General features: G+C 47.4%; 14 protein-coding genes and 1 pseudogene. 6 read left to right on the forward strand and 9 right to left on the reverse strand.

What is annotated here, in order from left to right; genetic code table 11:
* Positions 1-520, forward strand: a 520-nt coding sequence (locus AC5JL3_RS20790; protein WP_496076287.1) for a protein tyrosine phosphatase family protein, incomplete at its 5' end; no start/stop codon positions are given.
* Here the strand turns inward: AC5JL3_RS20790 and AC5JL3_RS20795 are convergent.
* Positions 492-821: a PadR family transcriptional regulator gene (locus tag AC5JL3_RS20795; RefSeq protein WP_496076288.1), complete on the reverse strand. Its 330-nt coding sequence runs from the start codon at positions 819-821 to the stop codon at positions 492-494. The two genes, AC5JL3_RS20790 and AC5JL3_RS20795, sit on opposite strands and share 29 nt — an antisense overlap.
* A gap of 87 nt (positions 822-908) precedes the next feature.
* Positions 909-1997: a phosphoribosylformylglycinamidine cyclo-ligase gene (purM, locus tag AC5JL3_RS20800; RefSeq protein ID WP_496076289.1), complete on the reverse strand. Its 1089-nt coding sequence runs from the start codon at positions 1995-1997 to the stop codon at positions 909-911.
* 541 nt (positions 1998-2538) lie between these two features.
* Here purM and AC5JL3_RS20805 point away from each other — a divergent pair.
* Together AC5JL3_RS20805 and AC5JL3_RS20810 are read left to right on the forward strand one after the other, a co-directional pair.
* Positions 2539-3651: a septal ring lytic transglycosylase RlpA family protein gene (locus AC5JL3_RS20805; RefSeq protein ID WP_496076290.1), complete on the forward strand. Its 1113-nt coding sequence runs from the start codon at positions 2539-2541 to the stop codon at positions 3649-3651.
* Between the two features lie 96 nt (positions 3652-3747).
* Complete coding sequence (locus AC5JL3_RS20810; protein ID WP_496076291.1) at positions 3748-5304, forward strand: bifunctional pantoate--beta-alanine ligase/(d)CMP kinase; 1557 nt, start codon at positions 3748-3750, stop codon at positions 5302-5304.
* A gap of 266 nt (positions 5305-5570) precedes the next feature.
* Here AC5JL3_RS20810 and AC5JL3_RS20815 read toward each other — a convergent pair whose 3' ends face one another.
* Positions 5571-5729 carry a hypothetical protein gene (locus AC5JL3_RS20815; protein ID WP_496076292.1) on the reverse strand — a complete coding sequence of 53 codons (159 nt, stop codon included), beginning with the start codon at positions 5727-5729 and terminating at the stop codon, positions 5571-5573.
* Between the two features lie 201 nt (positions 5730-5930).
* Here AC5JL3_RS20815 and AC5JL3_RS20820 point away from each other — a divergent pair, with 201 nt between their 5' ends.
* The 3 genes from AC5JL3_RS20820 (at position 5931) to AC5JL3_RS20830 (ending at position 8482) form a co-directional block, all read left to right on the forward strand.
* Positions 5931-6167 carry a hypothetical protein gene (locus tag AC5JL3_RS20820; RefSeq protein WP_192216992.1) on the forward strand — a complete coding sequence of 79 codons (237 nt, stop codon included), beginning with the start codon at positions 5931-5933 and terminating at the stop codon, positions 6165-6167.
* A complete protein-coding gene (gene bioF / locus AC5JL3_RS20825) occupies positions 6167-7330 on the forward strand; it encodes an 8-amino-7-oxononanoate synthase (protein WP_496076293.1) in 1164 nt (387 codons plus the stop codon). The genes AC5JL3_RS20820 and bioF overlap by 1 nt, the downstream gene beginning before the upstream one ends.
* A gap of 216 nt (positions 7331-7546) precedes the next feature.
* Positions 7547-8482, forward strand: a complete 936-nt coding sequence (locus AC5JL3_RS20830) for a tetratricopeptide repeat protein (protein WP_496076294.1) — start codon at positions 7547-7549, stop codon at positions 8480-8482.
* A gap of 7 nt (positions 8483-8489) precedes the next feature.
* Here the strand turns inward: AC5JL3_RS20830 and AC5JL3_RS20835 are convergent, their stop codons facing one another.
* From AC5JL3_RS20835 to AC5JL3_RS20860, 6 genes and pseudogenes are all read right to left on the reverse strand, one after another.
* Complete coding sequence (locus tag AC5JL3_RS20835; protein ID WP_496076295.1) at positions 8490-9680, reverse strand: FtsW/RodA/SpoVE family cell cycle protein; 1191 nt, start codon at positions 9678-9680, stop codon at positions 8490-8492.
* Positions 9681-9982: 302 nt separating this feature from the next.
* Complete coding sequence (locus AC5JL3_RS20840; RefSeq protein WP_029638447.1) at positions 9983-10186, reverse strand: phycobilisome linker polypeptide; 204 nt, start codon at positions 10184-10186, stop codon at positions 9983-9985.
* 259 nt (positions 10187-10445) lie between these two features.
* Positions 10446-10931, reverse strand: a complete 486-nt coding sequence (apcB, locus tag AC5JL3_RS20845) for an allophycocyanin subunit beta (RefSeq protein ID WP_496076296.1) — start codon at positions 10929-10931, stop codon at positions 10446-10448.
* Between the two features lie 88 nt (positions 10932-11019).
* Positions 11020-11505 carry an allophycocyanin subunit alpha gene (gene apcA, locus AC5JL3_RS20850; RefSeq protein WP_192216987.1) on the reverse strand — a complete coding sequence of 162 codons (486 nt, stop codon included), beginning with the start codon at positions 11503-11505 and terminating at the stop codon, positions 11020-11022.
* A 427-nt stretch (positions 11506-11932) separates the two neighbouring features.
* On the reverse strand, positions 11933-12619 hold the full coding sequence (locus AC5JL3_RS20855; protein ID WP_496076313.1) for a phycobilisome rod-core linker polypeptide: 687 nt from the start codon (positions 12617-12619) through the stop codon (positions 11933-11935).
* A 9-nt stretch (positions 12620-12628) separates the two neighbouring features.
* Positions 12629-15328 (reverse strand): annotated as a pseudogene (locus AC5JL3_RS20860) (phycobilisome rod-core linker polypeptide); the annotation flags it as partial.
* Between the last annotated feature and the right edge of the window lie 559 nt (positions 15329-15887).

Here is a 15887-nt window from a genome sequence, read left to right on the forward strand (position 1 = left end):
ATCGCCTAATTTCAGACCTCATATTACCCCAGCGACGACTTTTGCAAGAGGTCTAATAAATACGGTATCCCAATCAAAATACTGGAATATAGTGATGAGCGATCGCAAAAAAGTAAGTGATGAGTTCTCTGCTGGCGGACAACCGACTCCAGAAACCTTGCAAAACCTTGCCAATGAAGGCTTCAAGTCAGTCATCAATCTCCGTTCAGTCGATGAAACAGGAGTATTGAGTGATGAACAGCAGCAGGCTGAAGCCGCAGGACTTGAGTATGTCAATATCCCACTCAACCCAACTCAAGCGAATGATGAATCGGTTGGAAGAGTCCTCTCAGAACTGGAAGAACTTCCTACTCCTATATTTTTCCATTGCCAAGCTGGGGGACGAGCAGGTGCATTAGCATTGATTGCCTTGGCAACTCAGCAAAAACTCAGCCGGGAAGAGGTTCTGAGCAAAGCACAAGCACTTGGCATTAACCCGGAACAGCCGCATCTCAAGCATTTTTTGGAGAATCTTCCGTAGCGTGTTCAAATAATTCCCCGAATAGTTCACGTACCTTCTCTTTTGCATCCTCCAACACATCCCTACCCAAGTCCGTTGCTTGGTAGATTCGTCGCATTTGTCGTCCTGATCGCTCCTCAACCGAGTACAGATACCCTTTGCGCTCCATGTCATGCAGCATAGGATAGAGCGTTCCTGCACTAAGCTTGTAACCATGACGAGCCAATTCCTCCATAATGCCCAGCCCAAAAATGGGTTCATGAGCCGCATGGTGCAAGATATGTAGTCGAATCAAACCAGAGTAGAATTCTCGACCATCCATTAGACAGGCTTTCTATAACATTAGGAGCTTCAATTCTCTCCGTTTTTAATGACGCGCTCACTCCTAAGCCCGACTATCGGTGTGAATTTATGCAAGTAGACCAACGACGCTACCACTACCGTTAATAACCTCACCAATTTTATAGGCAGCAATATCTTGTGACTCAAACCATCTGAGAGTCGGCTCCGCTTGCTCCGGCGACACAAGTAGCACAAACCCGATACCCATGTTGAAGGTGTTAAACAGCGTGTCTGTACTAAGCTGTCCTGCATCAGCTAGCCAATGAAAAATTGGTGGAACTACCCAGCTATTCGGGTTAATCTGAATTGATTGATTTGTACCGAGGCAGCGAGGCAAGTTTTCCGGTAAACCGCCGCCAGTGATGTGCGCCATGCCATGAATCTCAATACCCGCACGACGGGATTCCAGCACAGGTTTAACGTAAATCTGAGTCGGTTTCAACAAGACCTCACCTAAGCTTTGCCCTGCTAACTTTTCTGGGCGGGCATCCCAAGCAACAGGTTGAGACGATTTTTCTTGGCTATCAGATTCTCGCTCTTGAAAAGATTGACTGTTTGCCGAAAACTCACTGACAATCTTCCGCACCAGGCTAAATCCATTACTGTGGACACCCTGACTTGCCAAACCAATCGCAATGTCTCCTACCTGCACCTGAGAGCCGTTGAGCATTTGGCTCTTTTCAACAATTCCCACACAAAACCCTGCTAAGTCGTACTCTCCCGGTTGGTAGAAACCTGGCATTTCTGCCGTTTCTCCTCCTAGCAAGGCACACCCGGAAAGGCGACAGCCTTGGGTAATCCCGGCAACAACCTGCGTTAGCTGCTCGGAATTGAGCTTACCTGTTGCTAAATAATCCAAGAAAAATAGCGGCTCAGCGCCAGAGGTCAAAACATCGTTGACACACATGGCGACTAAATCAATCCCAACGGTGTTGTGGCAGTTGAGATCTTGAGCGAGTTTTAGCTTCGTACCAACGCCATCTGTGCCTGATACCAAAACGGGTTCTTGGTATCCTCCGGGCAACTGGAAACAACCACTAAAACCACCCAGTCCGCCCAGGACTTCAGGGCGATGTGTGCTTTGCACCAAAGTGCGGATTTTCTCGACAAAAGCTCGACCTGCTTCGACATCAACTCCGGCTTCACGATAATCCATCAAACAAAAACAAGGGTCTTGAGCGTTGGGTACCCGGATGTCATTTTACAGGTGCTTTGCCTGAAAGTAGCGCGATCGCAATAAAAACTTGTCAGCAAGGTTTAGAACCTACCAACCAACTGCTTTAAGAAGAATTTACTCCTAAAGAAGGATGCTCTGGCTTTAGGAGTAAATTCTTCTCAATTGCTCCAACAACTTTTTAGCGGCTCGAAGGCGTTAGTCACATTTCTGCTACAAATTCGATACATTTTTTATAAATTTTTATAAAGTTTTGTTAAAAAAAATGTCAAATAGAGAAAAAGTGCAAACACTTGCCACTTGGGAATTTCGGGCGAATTTTCAAGATTCAGTTTTGATAAATTTACCTGCTAATCCCTCAACATCCTGATCCCCAAAGCCAAAACTTCATGATAGTCTGTTGCAGTTCAATGAAATAGAGCGGACACGGAACGAGTACGAGTTAATGGGTCGAATTTGACTTTGTCTTGTCTCGCAACCAACAACACTAATCTCGAATTCCAGTGCTTTTGACAACGGACATATGAATCAACGAATTTGGAGTAGCCTAACCGCTACTGTCATGACAACAGTTCTTGGTACGGCAACATCCAGTTATGCTCAACAAACCCAAACAATTAATCAGGGTTCTACGATAAGCGCTCCCACAACTCAAGTGCAGGGTGTGCCAGCAACCAGTACTCTTACCTCAGCTCAAGCTACAGCCCAAGCGACCGAAGTCGTGAAGGTAGGAGAATTGCAGTCTCGTATCCCCCCTAGAGAAGAAGAAGTCATCGCCAAAATTCATGCTCATGAAGTAGCAGGGCGTCAGGCAGCAACACTCTTTGTCCGAAGCATTCCTGTCTTGACTTTTCTCGGTTCAAATTCAGTCGTGCCGAATGGAACCAAGGTAGGACAATCGGATAGTCTTCAAAAGACGGCTTCAGAGGACACAGTATCTCGATTAGGTGTAGCCAATGCAACCGGACAAATTAGTGCCGCACCGAACGTGAGTACCACGGGAGACGACCCAGTATGGAGAGCGACAGCAATTGCGGCAAAGCTGAATCAACTGAGTCGAGACAACGTCAATGCTGAGGCGATCGCAGTACAAATGAAGCCAGAATGCAACTGCTACAGTATTGACGTGAATGATGAGGAACTAGTCCGCATCAACGAGACAACAGTCTTAGCCGATACAACCCACAATCCGGCTGAAGATGCCCTACAAGCGACCAACAGACTGCGGCGGTTAATGGGCAATGCGCCGCCCTTACGGGAAATTACTGGGATGCAACCAGCCACACCTCTAGCACAGGTTTCCCTTGGTCCAATTCGTGTTCAAGTTAGCGGTATGGCGTCCTGGTACGGTCCCGGCTTTCATGGCAAGCGCAGTGCTAGCGGCGAGAGATACAACCAGAATGCGATGACTGCCGCCCACCGCAGCTTACCGTTTGGCACCAATGTGCAAGTTACAAACCTAAATAATGGTCGCTCTGTCGTTGTGCGGATTAATGATCGAGGCCCCTATATCAGAGGACGTGTAATTGACCTTTCAGCCGCCGCCGCGAGAATGCTCGGACTCATACATTCAGGCACGGCACCTGTGCGTATCGATGTCTTAGATCCATCCCAACCCGCCGTAGTTGAGTATTAAATACCTCTGAAGGGTGAGATTTTTGGGTTAGGTTGTAGGCTGGCTCTCGGCAATCAAATTGCTAACATCAATCTAGAATCCAAACCCTAAAATCTCATGCGCCTGTTTACAACAACAGCCGGGTTGCGCTGCTATCTAGAGCGTTACCGCTCCGGAACGGACGTTGGTCTTATTCCAACAATGGGAGCGTTGCACGCTGGTCATCTCAGTTTAATGGAGCGGGCAAGACAAGAGAATGCTATTGTCATCGTCAGCATTTTTGTCAATCCGCTACAGTTTGGTCCAACTGAGGATTTTCAGCACTATCCACGTCAGTTGGAGGAAGACCAGCAACTCTGTAAACAGTTAGGGATTGATGCAATTTTTGCCCCAACCGCTGTCGAATTTTACGGCAATCATCTGCCCAAATCAGGCAGCGGTACTAACTTGAGTCAAGTTATCCCACCCGCAGCGATGACATCTGTATTATGCGGTCGCTCTCGCCCTGGTCACTTTCAGGGAGTCGCGACAGTGGTGACAAAACTGTTGAACTTGGTACAGCCACAACGCGCCTATTTTGGTGAGAAGGATGCCCAGCAACTGGCGATTATCCGACGTTTGGTGGCAGACTTGAATATGCCTGTGACGATTGTTGGTTGTCCAACGGTGCGGGAAGAGTCGGGACTTGCTTACAGTTCTCGCAATCAATATTTGACACAAACGCAAAAAGCTCATGCGCCACTACTGTTTAGGGCTTTGCAGCAAGCGCAGGCAGTTTTTCAAGCAGGTGAACACGATCGCATTACTCTCATTGAGACAGTCAAGTCAGAGTTAGCTGTGGCTAAGGGTATTCAGGTGGAGTACATTGAATTAGTACATCCCACAACCTTAATACCTTTGGAGCAAGTTGAAGATAGTGGACTCTTAGCGATCGCCGCTCGCTTTGGTTCAACTCGTTTAATTGACAATATCGTCCTGCGGTACCGGAAGCCGATTGTAGCAATTGATGGCCCTGCGGGTGCAGGAAAATCCACTGTAACCCGTCAAGTAGCCCAGAAATTAGGGCTAATGCATTTGGATACGGGTGCAATGTATCGAGCATTAACATGGCGAGTTTTGGAAGCAAGAATCGCATTGGATGATGAACCAGCGATCGCAGAACTTGCTAGTCAGTCTCAAATTTATCTCACCACCGATAACGTAGCAGATACCGCCGTGCGCGTGTTGATCGATGGCGAGGACGTTACCCAAGCAATTCGCACACAGGAAGTCACGAAAAATGTTTCTGCGATCGCAGCCGTGCCAGCGGTTCGTCATGAGTTAGTCAAACAACAACAGCGCTGGGGGTGCAAGGGCGGTATTGTTGCAGAAGGTCGAGATATCGGTACCCACGTCTTTCCCGATGCTGAACTCAAAATCTTCTTAACCGCTTCCGTCCAGGAAAGGGCACGCCGACGCCATCAAGACCTTAAAGACCAAAAACAAGAAGAAGTGAGCTTAGAACAGCTAGAACGGGATATTCAGCAGCGCGACATCCGCGATAGCACCCGTGCTTTGGCACCCCTATGCAAGGCAGCAGATGCAATTGAACTCAACACAGATGGTTTAACTATCCCTGAAGTGACTGAGCGAATTGTTAGTCTTTACCATCAAAAAGTCTCTGCTGCGGTCTGATTAGGCTGCCAAAACTGCATAAACAACAGTGGCTCAACGGATAGGTAAGTAGGCTTTCAGTCATACCCTACTGGGATTCTTTCAGTGGGGTTTATTCTTCTTGATTACAGGGAATCTCTGAAATTGTTATCCCTTCCGGCAGGATGATGAACTCTCCCAAATACCAAGGAAAGATATAGTTGGTAGATTTTCCCTCACCGGAACGATAGCTGGTGGGGTTTTTCTTTGCCAGATTTCAAGTTTCACAAGTAGTATTTCGGCAAGAGCTAGGTCTTTTCCTTGATAGAAGAGTTGTCTGCCTCTACCTGGGGGTCAAACTGCTGTCGAACCCTTTCAATCTGAGCTGTAATCCTTTCAATTCTCTGCTTAACCTTTAGGAGGTCAATATTTGACCAAATATTCGGTCGCTGGAAGTCTTCTTTCATCGGTAATACACGTAATACTTAAATTGTCAAGAGCAATATACTTAAATTTACCTTGACTTTAATGCGCTGACTTCTTTCCGAAGATATACGAGGAGAGCCACTTCTATCGAGTACACGCATAGTTCTTCGTTCCTGCGCTACCATATTCCCTGCCAACTGCCAGAATTAGAGAATATTTAAGATGTCTTAGGAGAATCAGTCATGGGACTAGAAAAAAGAATGTTTAGGGGTATGTTTGCCCCTGGTGAGGTTGTTCAGCTCAGACAAATGTGTTTTACACCAGGACGGGTGTTTGAGCCGGGAAAATATATTGTTGGTGAGTTACCAGATATTGCTTTTGATATGGGATTAGTTGATCGACTGCCCCCAGTTAAGGGCAAGAGCGCTCAAATTACAGATGTCGAGACACCTACAGAAGCCAATCCTGACGATTTGTAATGCTGAGTGATCCTTACGCTTGGCTAGAGCAATCCCTAACGACGATTCACCAGGCTGATTGGTATCGCTCAGTGCAAACGCTTCAGGGTCGTTCTGGTGCAACAGTGCAACTGGACGGACGAGAGGTAATTAACTTTGCTAGTAATGATTATCTGGGACTAACTGGTGATGAGCGCTTAATCCAGGCAGCGATCGCAGCTACCCAGGAATATGGTACAGGTAGCACTGGCTCTCGACTGCTTACGGGTCATCGGCAGTTGCATCAGCAATTGGAACGTGCGATCGCGTTTCTGAAGCAAACTGAAGAGGCACTAGTATTCAGTTCTGGGTATTTGGCGAACATAGGCACAATTGCCGCCTTAGTTGGGAAGCGCGATTTGATTCTCGCTGATCAGTACAATCACTCCAGCCTCAAGAATGGCGCGATTTTGAGTGGTTCAGTAGTCGTAAACTATGCTCATAGTGACATTGAAGATTTAAAAACTCAGCTAGCTGAACATCGGCAACACCACCGTCGTTGCCTGATTGTTACCGATAGTGTTTTTAGTATGGATGGTGACCTTTGCCCCTTGCCAGAAATTTTGGCGATCGCAGAACACTTTAGCTGCATGGTGCTGGTTGATGAAGCACACGCCACTGGAGTTTTGGGAGCCAACGGTGCTGGTTGTGTGGAACACTTCGGCTGTACCGGACAAACACTAATCCAAGTTGGCACCCTTAGTAAGGCATTAGGTAGTTTAGGTGGTTACGTGGCAGGTTCATCTGTCCTGATTGACTTCCTCCGAAATCGCGCACCAAGCTGGATTTACACCACTGGGTTATCTCCCGCTGATACAGCCGCTGCCCTAGAAGCCGTCCAGATTGTCCAGCAGGAACCAGAACGCCGCGCTAAAGTCAATAACAATGTAGATACCCTCAAGCATTTGATGCAACGGTTGCCTCAGCTCAAGTTGTTGCCTTCTGAGTCACCCATCCTCTGTGTCAAGCAAGCTAGTGCAACCGATGCCCTTACAACTGGCGAGAAATTGAAAGCGGCTGGTATTTTTGCCCCAGCGATTCGCCCTCCTACCGTTCCCACGAGTCGGATTCGCATCTCCGTTATGGCAACTCATGAACTATCTCACCTTCATCAACTGGTGCTTGCCTTAGAAGCGATCGCATAACATAAATCTCGTCTATATTTCTGATTACCTCGTAGAGGGAAGAAGAACAAGGGGAACAAGAGAGGGATTTTCGTTAGTCAGTAATTGAGTTACACCGGGAAAATAAAACCCCGCTGTTGACGCTAGCAGGGTTATCAGCACAATGAGTAGTCTATATACCTATCCGAGTTTTCACAGTTAGTTATGCAGTTAGCTCAATTTCGTGGCTAAGACGCAATGAGGAAACAAAAAAAAAGCTTACTTGTACCGTTTGCCCTTTGCTTTTTGCCTGTGGTGATACCGACTACAGCGTTTAGCACTTCAATGCAACCTAGTCTGAGTTCTCCCCCTTCCCTAGAAGGGAAGGGGGCTGGGGGGTTAGGTTCCACAGCCGCATCGCCACCCACTGTATTCGCTCAAACTTCAGAAAATCCTGAAACTGAAGCTGAGAAATATCTTGCTCAAGGTGTTGAGCAACTTGATGCTAATCAATTTGAAGCCGCTTTCGAGTCATTTCAACAAGTACTGGCTATCCAACGGCAAAAGGGGAAACGTTTTGGAGAAGCGATCGCACTGAACAATTTAGGCATTGTTCATTATTACCAAGGGGAATATGAGCAAGCGATCGCCTTTCAACAAGAGTCGATGCAAATCTTTTGGGATATTTATCGGGCATCTAACAACTCTGACTCCACTTCGCGTTCTGGAATTGCCGTTACACTGAACAATCAAAGTATTGGTTACCGTCAACTGGGGCAGCACCAAAAAGCGATCGAACTCTGCCACGGTGCAATTGGAATCTTTCGCAACATGGGCGATCGCACACGAGAAGCAGCGGCTTTAAATAATATTGGTGTTGCTTACGAAGCAATCGGAGAATACCAACGGGCAATTGGCTATTTTCAGGAAGCACTCTCCACTGTTCAGGGTAATAGTGATGCTCGTGGGGAAGTCATCACTCTCAGTAATATTGGAGAAGCTTACTCAAAGTTAGGGCAGTCTGATCAGGCAGTAAAGTTTGAGCAGCAGGCAAATGCACTTGCCCAGAAGATTGGTGAAGATGTGGACATAGGAGGAATCACCAACAGTAATGATTACTTGTTAGTGAGAGAAAATAAGCGATCGCTTGCCATTGTTTTCTTTCCTCCAAAAGCAACACCAGAATCGCCCTAAGCCGTTTCTACTTCCTTACACGCCGTCGTTCTGCTGCCGAGTGGCGACGGGATTGGAGAGATACAACCTCAGCCCCGCCACTCTCTCGTGCGACTCGAATCAATAGCCCTGCTGAGAGTAAACTCGCAATCATTGAACTGCCGCCGTAACTAAAAAACGGAAATGGCAAACCTGTGGTAGGAAGAACGCCAGTAGCCACACCAATATTCAACAGCGACTGCCCCACAATCAAAATCATTGCCCCAATTGCTACCAGCCGATAAACACTATTTCGTGCCTTCATCGCTACCATCAGCGCTAGTGTCGCATAAGCCATGATTAGCCCTAGCAGCAATACACTACCCGCAAAGCCAAACTCCTCGGCAAATACAGCAAAGATAAAATCAGTGTACTGAATCGGTAAATAAAATAGCTTTTGTTGGGATAGCCCAAACCCAGACCCCCAAGTACCGCCTGAACCAACAGCTAAAAGGCTTTGAACTAGTTGGTAACCATCGCGCATTGGGTCAGCCCAAGGGTCGAGAAATGACATTACCCGACGCCGTTGGTATTCTTTCAAGCTGATACTGATGGTAGCAAGTAGCAACCCACCTAGCGCTGTTCCGCCTAAATAAGAAAAAGGCAATCCTGATGCCAGTGCTACTAGCCATAACGTCATGCCACACAATGCGGCTGTACTCAAGTTCGGCTGTAGCAAAATACCCACCAGTACACAGGCAAAAATCCCCAACCAAGTTAAGCGAATTCTCCAACTGAGGCGCTTCCACTGCCCGAAGATTCGAGCGCTTTGTAGCACTAAAAAAGGCTTGATTAACTCAGAAGGTTGAAGGGGAACAGGCCCAAGTGCGAGCCAACGGGTTGCACCATTGACGGTAGTGCCGAAGCCAGGGATTAGGGTAATTAGAATAAACCCTAAGAGCAAGATTACAAACCATTGAGCAACTCCCAGGATATAACGCAAAGGCGATCGCACCTGCAAATTAAATCCAACTAAGCCCAGAACTGCCCAGATGAGCTGTCGTTTAAAGTAGTACAAACCATCTCCAAACTCAGCATCCGCACTTGGATAAGATGCTGAGAAGAGAACGGCTAACCCAATAAACATCCACAGGAATGTCAACCACCGCAATAATCGTGCATCGGTTGCCCATTCCTTGTCAGAGGGATTAACTAATAGAATCAGGTCGCGTAAAGTCACTAATAATTAACAAATTGCAACAACGCAGAGCTTGTGAGTACAAGTTTAACTGTCAATAACAGGAGATTTACCCAACAAAGCATATCCAATCTATCAGGGTAAACCGCCTGACAACATTATCAAGTTTTTTAGCTGATATAGCTGCCGCCATAAAGGTCAGGACAGATTTAACGGCCCAAACGACCACATACCAGTAATAAACATAAAAGCCTTCTGCCTTTTGCTATAAAGCTAACCCTAAAAAAATAAGGGGTCATTACGACCCCTTTACCTTTCCGAATAAAAAGCTGTTCTGTAAAAAACTAAAGCAGTCCGGTATTCGTACCCTGTTTACCAGTGGCTAGCTCAACCTTAACGATTTTGCCACCCATTTTCATAATGCGTTGCTGTTCACGAAACCAGTTGTCATAGGGAACCAGCTTGGTGAAATAAGTGTTTTGTAACTCCCGTTGTGTCCTAATTCGGGTTTGGCTAGGAACACAGGCAGTCACTTTAAACATACGCATGGGTTGAATTCTCCTAATTGGGTTAAGAAATTTTGAATTTGAATTCAGTTTTTGAAGCGAACTACGAAAGCGATAAGAAGGTGTTTATACCTAGAACAAAGTCTGGGAGTCAATCGTCAATACTAGACCGCAAAAACTCATCTGCTTGTGCGTAGGTGAAGCAAGACTTGCCTGTAACAAGCTAGCACTCACAATTGACTTCCCAGACCTTTACATAACGACCGACTAAGTTTGAGACCCTAACTTAAGAGAGCTGAACTTAGCTCAAGCCAGAGCTGATGTAGTCGAAATATACGCCCATTTCCTTGCCAGCATCAGCACCAACCAAGCTAGCTGTAACTTCTTTCATAGCTTGGATAGCTTGTACGGTAGCAGAGATGGGAACACCCAAAGAGTTGTAGGTTTCTTTCAAACCGTTGAGTACACGCTCATCAAGGATGGAAGGATCGCCAGCTAACATTGCGTAGGTGGCGTAGCGCAGGTAGTAGTCCAAGTCACGGATACAAGCAGCATAACGGCGGGTTGTATACATGTTGCCGCCTGGACGAGTGATGTCCGAGTACAGCAGGGACTTAGCAACAGCTTCCTTAACGATGGTTGCCGCGTTAGAGCTGATAGCGGTTGCAGCACGTACCCGCAGTTCACCGGTTTGGAAATAGCCCTTGAGCTTTTCCAACGCAGTGTTGTCTAGGTATTTGCCTTGAACGTCGGAAGAGTTAATAACAGAAGTAATTGCGTCTTGCATGATTCTAATTCCTTATTTCACCTAGTCTCTTGAATCCTTCGTACAGACGCGATTATCGCGTCTCTACAGCAGAGAAAGGACTCTTGCCCTACTGCATGGCACCAATCACGTAGTCGAAGTAAGCGCCAGCTTCAGACGCATCTTCCGAAGATAACATTGAGGCGACAACATTCTTCATGGCACGCACGCCTTCAGCAACCGCCGGGATGGGGGTCCCCAAAGAATTGTACATTTCGCGGACGCCAACTAGGCCGATTTCTTCAATCGGGGTGACATCACCAGATACAACTCCGTAGGTGATTAGACGCAGGTAGTAGTCCAAATCCCGTAGGCAAGTTGCGGTCATTTCTTCCCCGTAGGCATTTCCGCCGGGAGAAACAACGTCAGGGCGTCTTTGGAACAGTTGATCACCAGCTTGCTTGACGATGCGCTCACGGGAGTCTGCTAGTGTTTGAGCGATGCGAAGGCGGCGCTCACCAGAGGTAACAAAAGACTTAATCCGGTCTAGTTCGCCAGGGCTGAGATAGCGGGCTTCAGCGTCTGCATTCACGATAGATTTCGTGACGATACTCATCGATGGATTCCTCCAAAAAAATGTAACCAGGTGCGTTTAACTGGCATTCGCATACTTGAAGAGCTGACGTTCTTTCCTGAATGTGCCCAACTTAGCAGCCTTTCTAGGGGTTGAACTCCCTTGTTGTAAAGTGCCCTAAGTAGTCTCAGGATTTCAGGGAGTAGTAAGCGACACATCCGGTCAGTGATACAGCGACCTTCCGCAAATAATTCTGCGACAGATTGTTCACATTCTTCCTATGTTCGCAATATTTTGTAATATTTTTCCTCAGATTTGAGGTTGAGGCTTACCTGAGGATAGAGGCGAGGTAACTGTAACAAAATCTAAGCAAGGAAAAATCTCCTCTAACTGCCATAGACAGGTCAGAGGAGACAACATCCTAAAGTAGTACTCTCAAGCCTTAATGCCGAGTTAATCAGGTGTCACTTTAGCGACCACCTAAAGAGGAAGGCGAGAGGTCAGACCAAGATTGCTTAACTAGGTCAGAGGCAGCTTTCACGCTACCCAAATAGTTACCAGCAGGCAGTGAGGGATAGCGATTGTAAGGCACGACATCCTCGCCAAAGAACCGAGCATATTCGGCACCATCAACCATCGCTTCAACCGCTGCCTTGAGACCTTGATCAGCCAAGATTTTGTTGTACTGCCGGATTTCCGCTTGGGTGGCGGGAGCACGACCCAAGAGATGCCGGAACAAGAACTCAATTACCTTGGTGTTGGGATAGGGCGTGTAGAAACGACGCCGATAGATGTCGGAACTTGCCAGGGTTTTGACAAACTCACGCACGGAAATCTCTCCATTGCGGAGTTTACTATCCAAGTTAGAGCGACGGAACTCTCCAGGAATCTGACCGCTGAAGACATCCATCACTTGACAGTAAATGGCATTAATTACCAATTCCGTGTCTTGCAAGTTTGCCCCTGTGGTCATGCGGAAAATCCGTGCAGGCTTGCGGCGGGTTGTACCAACACCCACCTCAACGGACTGCCCATCACCATTGCGGAACGAGCGACCGAGTTCGATGAACTTCGGCTTGCTCATATCCATCTGCCGCTCTTTTGCCTTCAGATCAGCGATCGCCTTTCCAGTCATCGGCATCTTCGCTGCATCCATGCGTGGCTTCACCGGCTCAAAGCTCGGCACCACTAACTCTTTATCCTGCTTGGTTAGCTTGTTATACAGCTTCTCAGTATTGGGGAAGTTTGCCGCCGGGAGCGTCGGGTAGCGACGGTAAGGCACTGTATCTTCACCAAATACTTGGGCATACTCCATGCTGTTAACCAGCGCCCCAATAAAGCCTCGGATACCCTCGGCTGCGAGAATCTTGTTGTACTTCTGGATTTCCTTCTGGCTTTCAGGCGCACGACCGAGGAAGTGTTTGGTTCCCAACTCAATAACTTTGGTGTTGGGGTAAGGAGTATAGAACTCTTTAATGTAGAGTTCTGAGACACCCAACCCTTCAACGAATTCCTTAACGTTGATTTCGTTATTGCTCAGCTTACTTTCTAGAGCCGTGAACTCATTCTTAACGATGTAGGGTTCAACATCGCGCTCAAAGATCTGCCGATAAGCCGCTCGAATCAGAGTTTTAACCCCTGTCTTATCAGCATTATCAGTCAGCTTGAAGACCTTGGTTTGCTCACGCTCTGTAGTAACACCTTGATTGATGCGGAATTGAATATCCGGCTCACTCCGCGTTTCGGTAACTTGACCCAGCTCAACGAAGCGTGGTGTTGTTTCCTTATCAACCCTGGTACCGATATCCTCACCAAGGCTGCCTGGGCGTGCCGATCGCAACTGCAAACCACCTGGAGTCAAGTAGCGCTCGTAGGGAACCGTATCTTCCCCAAACGCCTCGGAGTACTCTGGGCTATCGATAATCGCGTCAACTAAAGCGTAGAAGCCCTTCTTAGCAGAGATATCGAAGTACTTGTTAATTTCAGATCGCCCATAAGTAGGACGACCCAACAGACGACGGTGAATATACTCGATCGCCTTACACACATACAGTGGTGTCCAGTACAGACTGCGGAATAAGTCCGACTTCGCCAGCAGCCGAATGAACTCCCGTAAGCTGATTTCACCGTTTTCTAGCTTAATTTCCGCAACTTTCTGACGCTGACCGTCGTAAACATCACGACCAAACACTTGCAAGTAACAAGCGCGAATTACCTTTTGAGTAGAGCTTTCCGAGAATTTAACACTAGAAGCGTTATTTCTCTGGCTACTGATACCCGACAAGGGAAGTTGATCCAAGCGGAACACCTTCGGTCCCAAAGAACCTGGAAACTCACCCCGTGCCTTAGGATTGCTATTTTGGTTATTGATGCCAGGACCTTGGTGGATCAGGATACGCTTTGTATCCTTACCAAAAGGAGCAGGACTCGCACTAGGATTGCGGGTTTCTTTCGGGAAGATTGCCCCAAACTGAATTTCCAAGGGGTCGTTGCCAGAACCATAAGGATGTTGGTCAGGCAGCGGTTGCTCGTAACGAGCAAAGGTCGTAAGGAACTGCGGCACCTTACGGAACGGCGCACTGTACCTCAACAGATCTTGCTGCGGTCCCCAGTTACGGCATTCCTGAGCTTCTTGACCCAGCCCTCGGAGGTAGGGGACAGTTTCTTCGCCGAAGTAGTCAGAATATTCTTTGGAATCAACCAAAGCATCCACTAAAGCAGCAAGACCACCCTTGGAAACAATGGAGAAGTATTCCTGAACTTCTTCGCGTGAACTTGGACCACGACCTAGGAAATGACGGAAAGCCAGTTCCAAAGCACGGCTGTTGATGAATGGCTCGTAAAACTGTTTTTGATACAGGGGAGATTTACCCAGGCGGCGCACAAACTCTTTCATCGAGATGCTGCCGTTTTTAACCTGAGATTCTAAATTAGAAATTGATTGGCTGTAAGCACGGGTAATGTCACGCTCAAAGATTTGCCGATAGGTCGCTTTGACAATTTCTTGCTTTTCAGAGGATGACAGACCGGGCTTCATCGCGTACTTTGGACGCCGCTCTGCCGCATTAAAGTAGCTTTGAGGCAGTTGCAGACCTTGCTGATCACGCGAAGGACGCTGCCGTAGCTTATCTGAAGGATTGGGGGCTTTAAATTCGTTAATCAGAATCTCGAAGTACTGATTAACAATCTCTCTTGCCGCATCATCACGCTTGAAATACCCTAATGCCGCGCCGCGCATCTCCTGCAAGGCGACAAGTGTGGCATCTCCAGAGCAAGCATTTTCGATGATTTCTCGCAAGCCCCGGACGTTGACGATGATGATATTGGGGTCACCTGCAACGATCGCATAAGTGACGTAGCGCAACATCCAGGCTAAGTCCCGTAAGGACTTCTGCATGTTTTTCGGACCATAACGGGCAACGTTAATCGGTCGGAAACCTGCTGGTGCTGGACCACCGCCAGACGCGCTGAAGAGTCCTCGCAAGCCTTCTAAAAACCCGCCACCACTCTCCACGTAAGTGGCAGTCCCCAACTTCATGGATTCTCTAACATCCGTGTTGCCACCGCCCGCCAGCACGAGTTCTTGTCCGACATCTTCCCTTGGTTTTTCCAGGAAAGCCATTGGGGTACCCCCAACGAAAATTCGGTTGGCAGCGCGAGACACAATTAAGTCAGCATTTGTGCTGATGGTATTTGCAATTTCTATGCGCTGTGTACCAGAACGGAAGTAACTAGCAAGCTCGCTAAGTTCGCCACTCCCTAAAAACCGGTCTTGCTGTTCAGCTTGAATAATTGTTGAAACCGGTACTGTTTGATAGAGTTGCGGACGCGCAACCGAGCTTCCACCACTTGCCTTAACACTCATTGGATTTCAAAAAGCTCCCATCGACAATTTTTACTGTGTTAAGCCTGACCAGGGTTCCAATGTAGGTTGCTTTCTCTGACTTTAGGCTGATCGAATACCGACAGTCTTATTCCCTTCCAGTGGATGGATGGGATATTATCGTGACGCCCTCAATAAGTAAGCAATCCTACTAGCTAAACCAAGTCAGTCTTTAGATTAAAACGATTCTGATGTTCCGGACTTATTTGTTAAGAAGTGTAAAGAACACAATCTACTGTTTCACAAAGTCATAATAGTTGATTACAGGCACTTGCTGAGAAAGCTCATAAGTTTTGTTACGTTCTGTCTTGAGACTAGGTAGTAGTAACTAGGGGTTGGGGTAAGAGACAAGAAGAGATGTTTCTTCCCCTTCCAGTTTAGGGACAAATGAAGCTGCAATACATTTAGTTAACACTAAGTTGGCGAGGAGGCACGGGGGATTCGATAAAATAAGCTCTCCTGATCGTTCTCAATTTGCAGATGGCAGAGGTTAAATGTCTGGCCACATACTTCAACCCCTTGAGGCGGTCTTCTTCGCAAT

The sequence above is a fragment of the Symplocastrum torsivum genome, assembly GCF_059505465.1.

Bases quoted from the DNA above. Each gene is read 5' to 3' on its own strand.
- apcB (WP_496076296.1), bottom strand. From the start codon at position 10,931: ATGCAAGACGCAATTACTTCTGTTATTAACTCTTCCGACGTTCAAGGC.
- AC5JL3_RS20795 (WP_496076288.1), bottom strand. From the start codon at position 821: ATGGATGGTCGAGAATTCTACTCTGGTTTGATTCGACTACATATCTTG.
- AC5JL3_RS20810 (WP_496076291.1), top strand. From the start codon at position 3,748: ATGCGCCTGTTTACAACAACAGCCGGGTTGCGCTGCTATCTAGAGCGT.
- AC5JL3_RS20830 (WP_496076294.1), top strand. From the start codon at position 7,547: ATGAGGAAACAAAAAAAAAGCTTACTTGTACCGTTTGCCCTTTGCTTT.
- apcA (WP_192216987.1), bottom strand. From the start codon at position 11,505: ATGAGTATCGTCACGAAATCTATCGTGAATGCAGACGCTGAAGCCCGC.
- AC5JL3_RS20815 (WP_496076292.1), bottom strand. From the start codon at position 5,729: ATGAAAGAAGACTTCCAGCGACCGAATATTTGGTCAAATATTGACCTC.
- AC5JL3_RS20805 (WP_496076290.1), top strand. From the start codon at position 2,539: ATGAATCAACGAATTTGGAGTAGCCTAACCGCTACTGTCATGACAACA.
- AC5JL3_RS20840 (WP_029638447.1), bottom strand. From the start codon at position 10,186: ATGCGTATGTTTAAAGTGACTGCCTGTGTTCCTAGCCAAACCCGAATT.
- AC5JL3_RS20855 (WP_496076313.1), bottom strand. From the start codon at position 12,619: ATGGATGCAGCGAAGATGCCGATGACTGGAAAGGCGATCGCTGATCTG.
- purM (WP_496076289.1), bottom strand. From the start codon at position 1,997: ATGGATTATCGTGAAGCCGGAGTTGATGTCGAAGCAGGTCGAGCTTTT.
- bioF (WP_496076293.1), top strand. From the start codon at position 6,167: ATGCTGAGTGATCCTTACGCTTGGCTAGAGCAATCCCTAACGACGATT.
- AC5JL3_RS20820 (WP_192216992.1), top strand. From the start codon at position 5,931: ATGGGACTAGAAAAAAGAATGTTTAGGGGTATGTTTGCCCCTGGTGAG.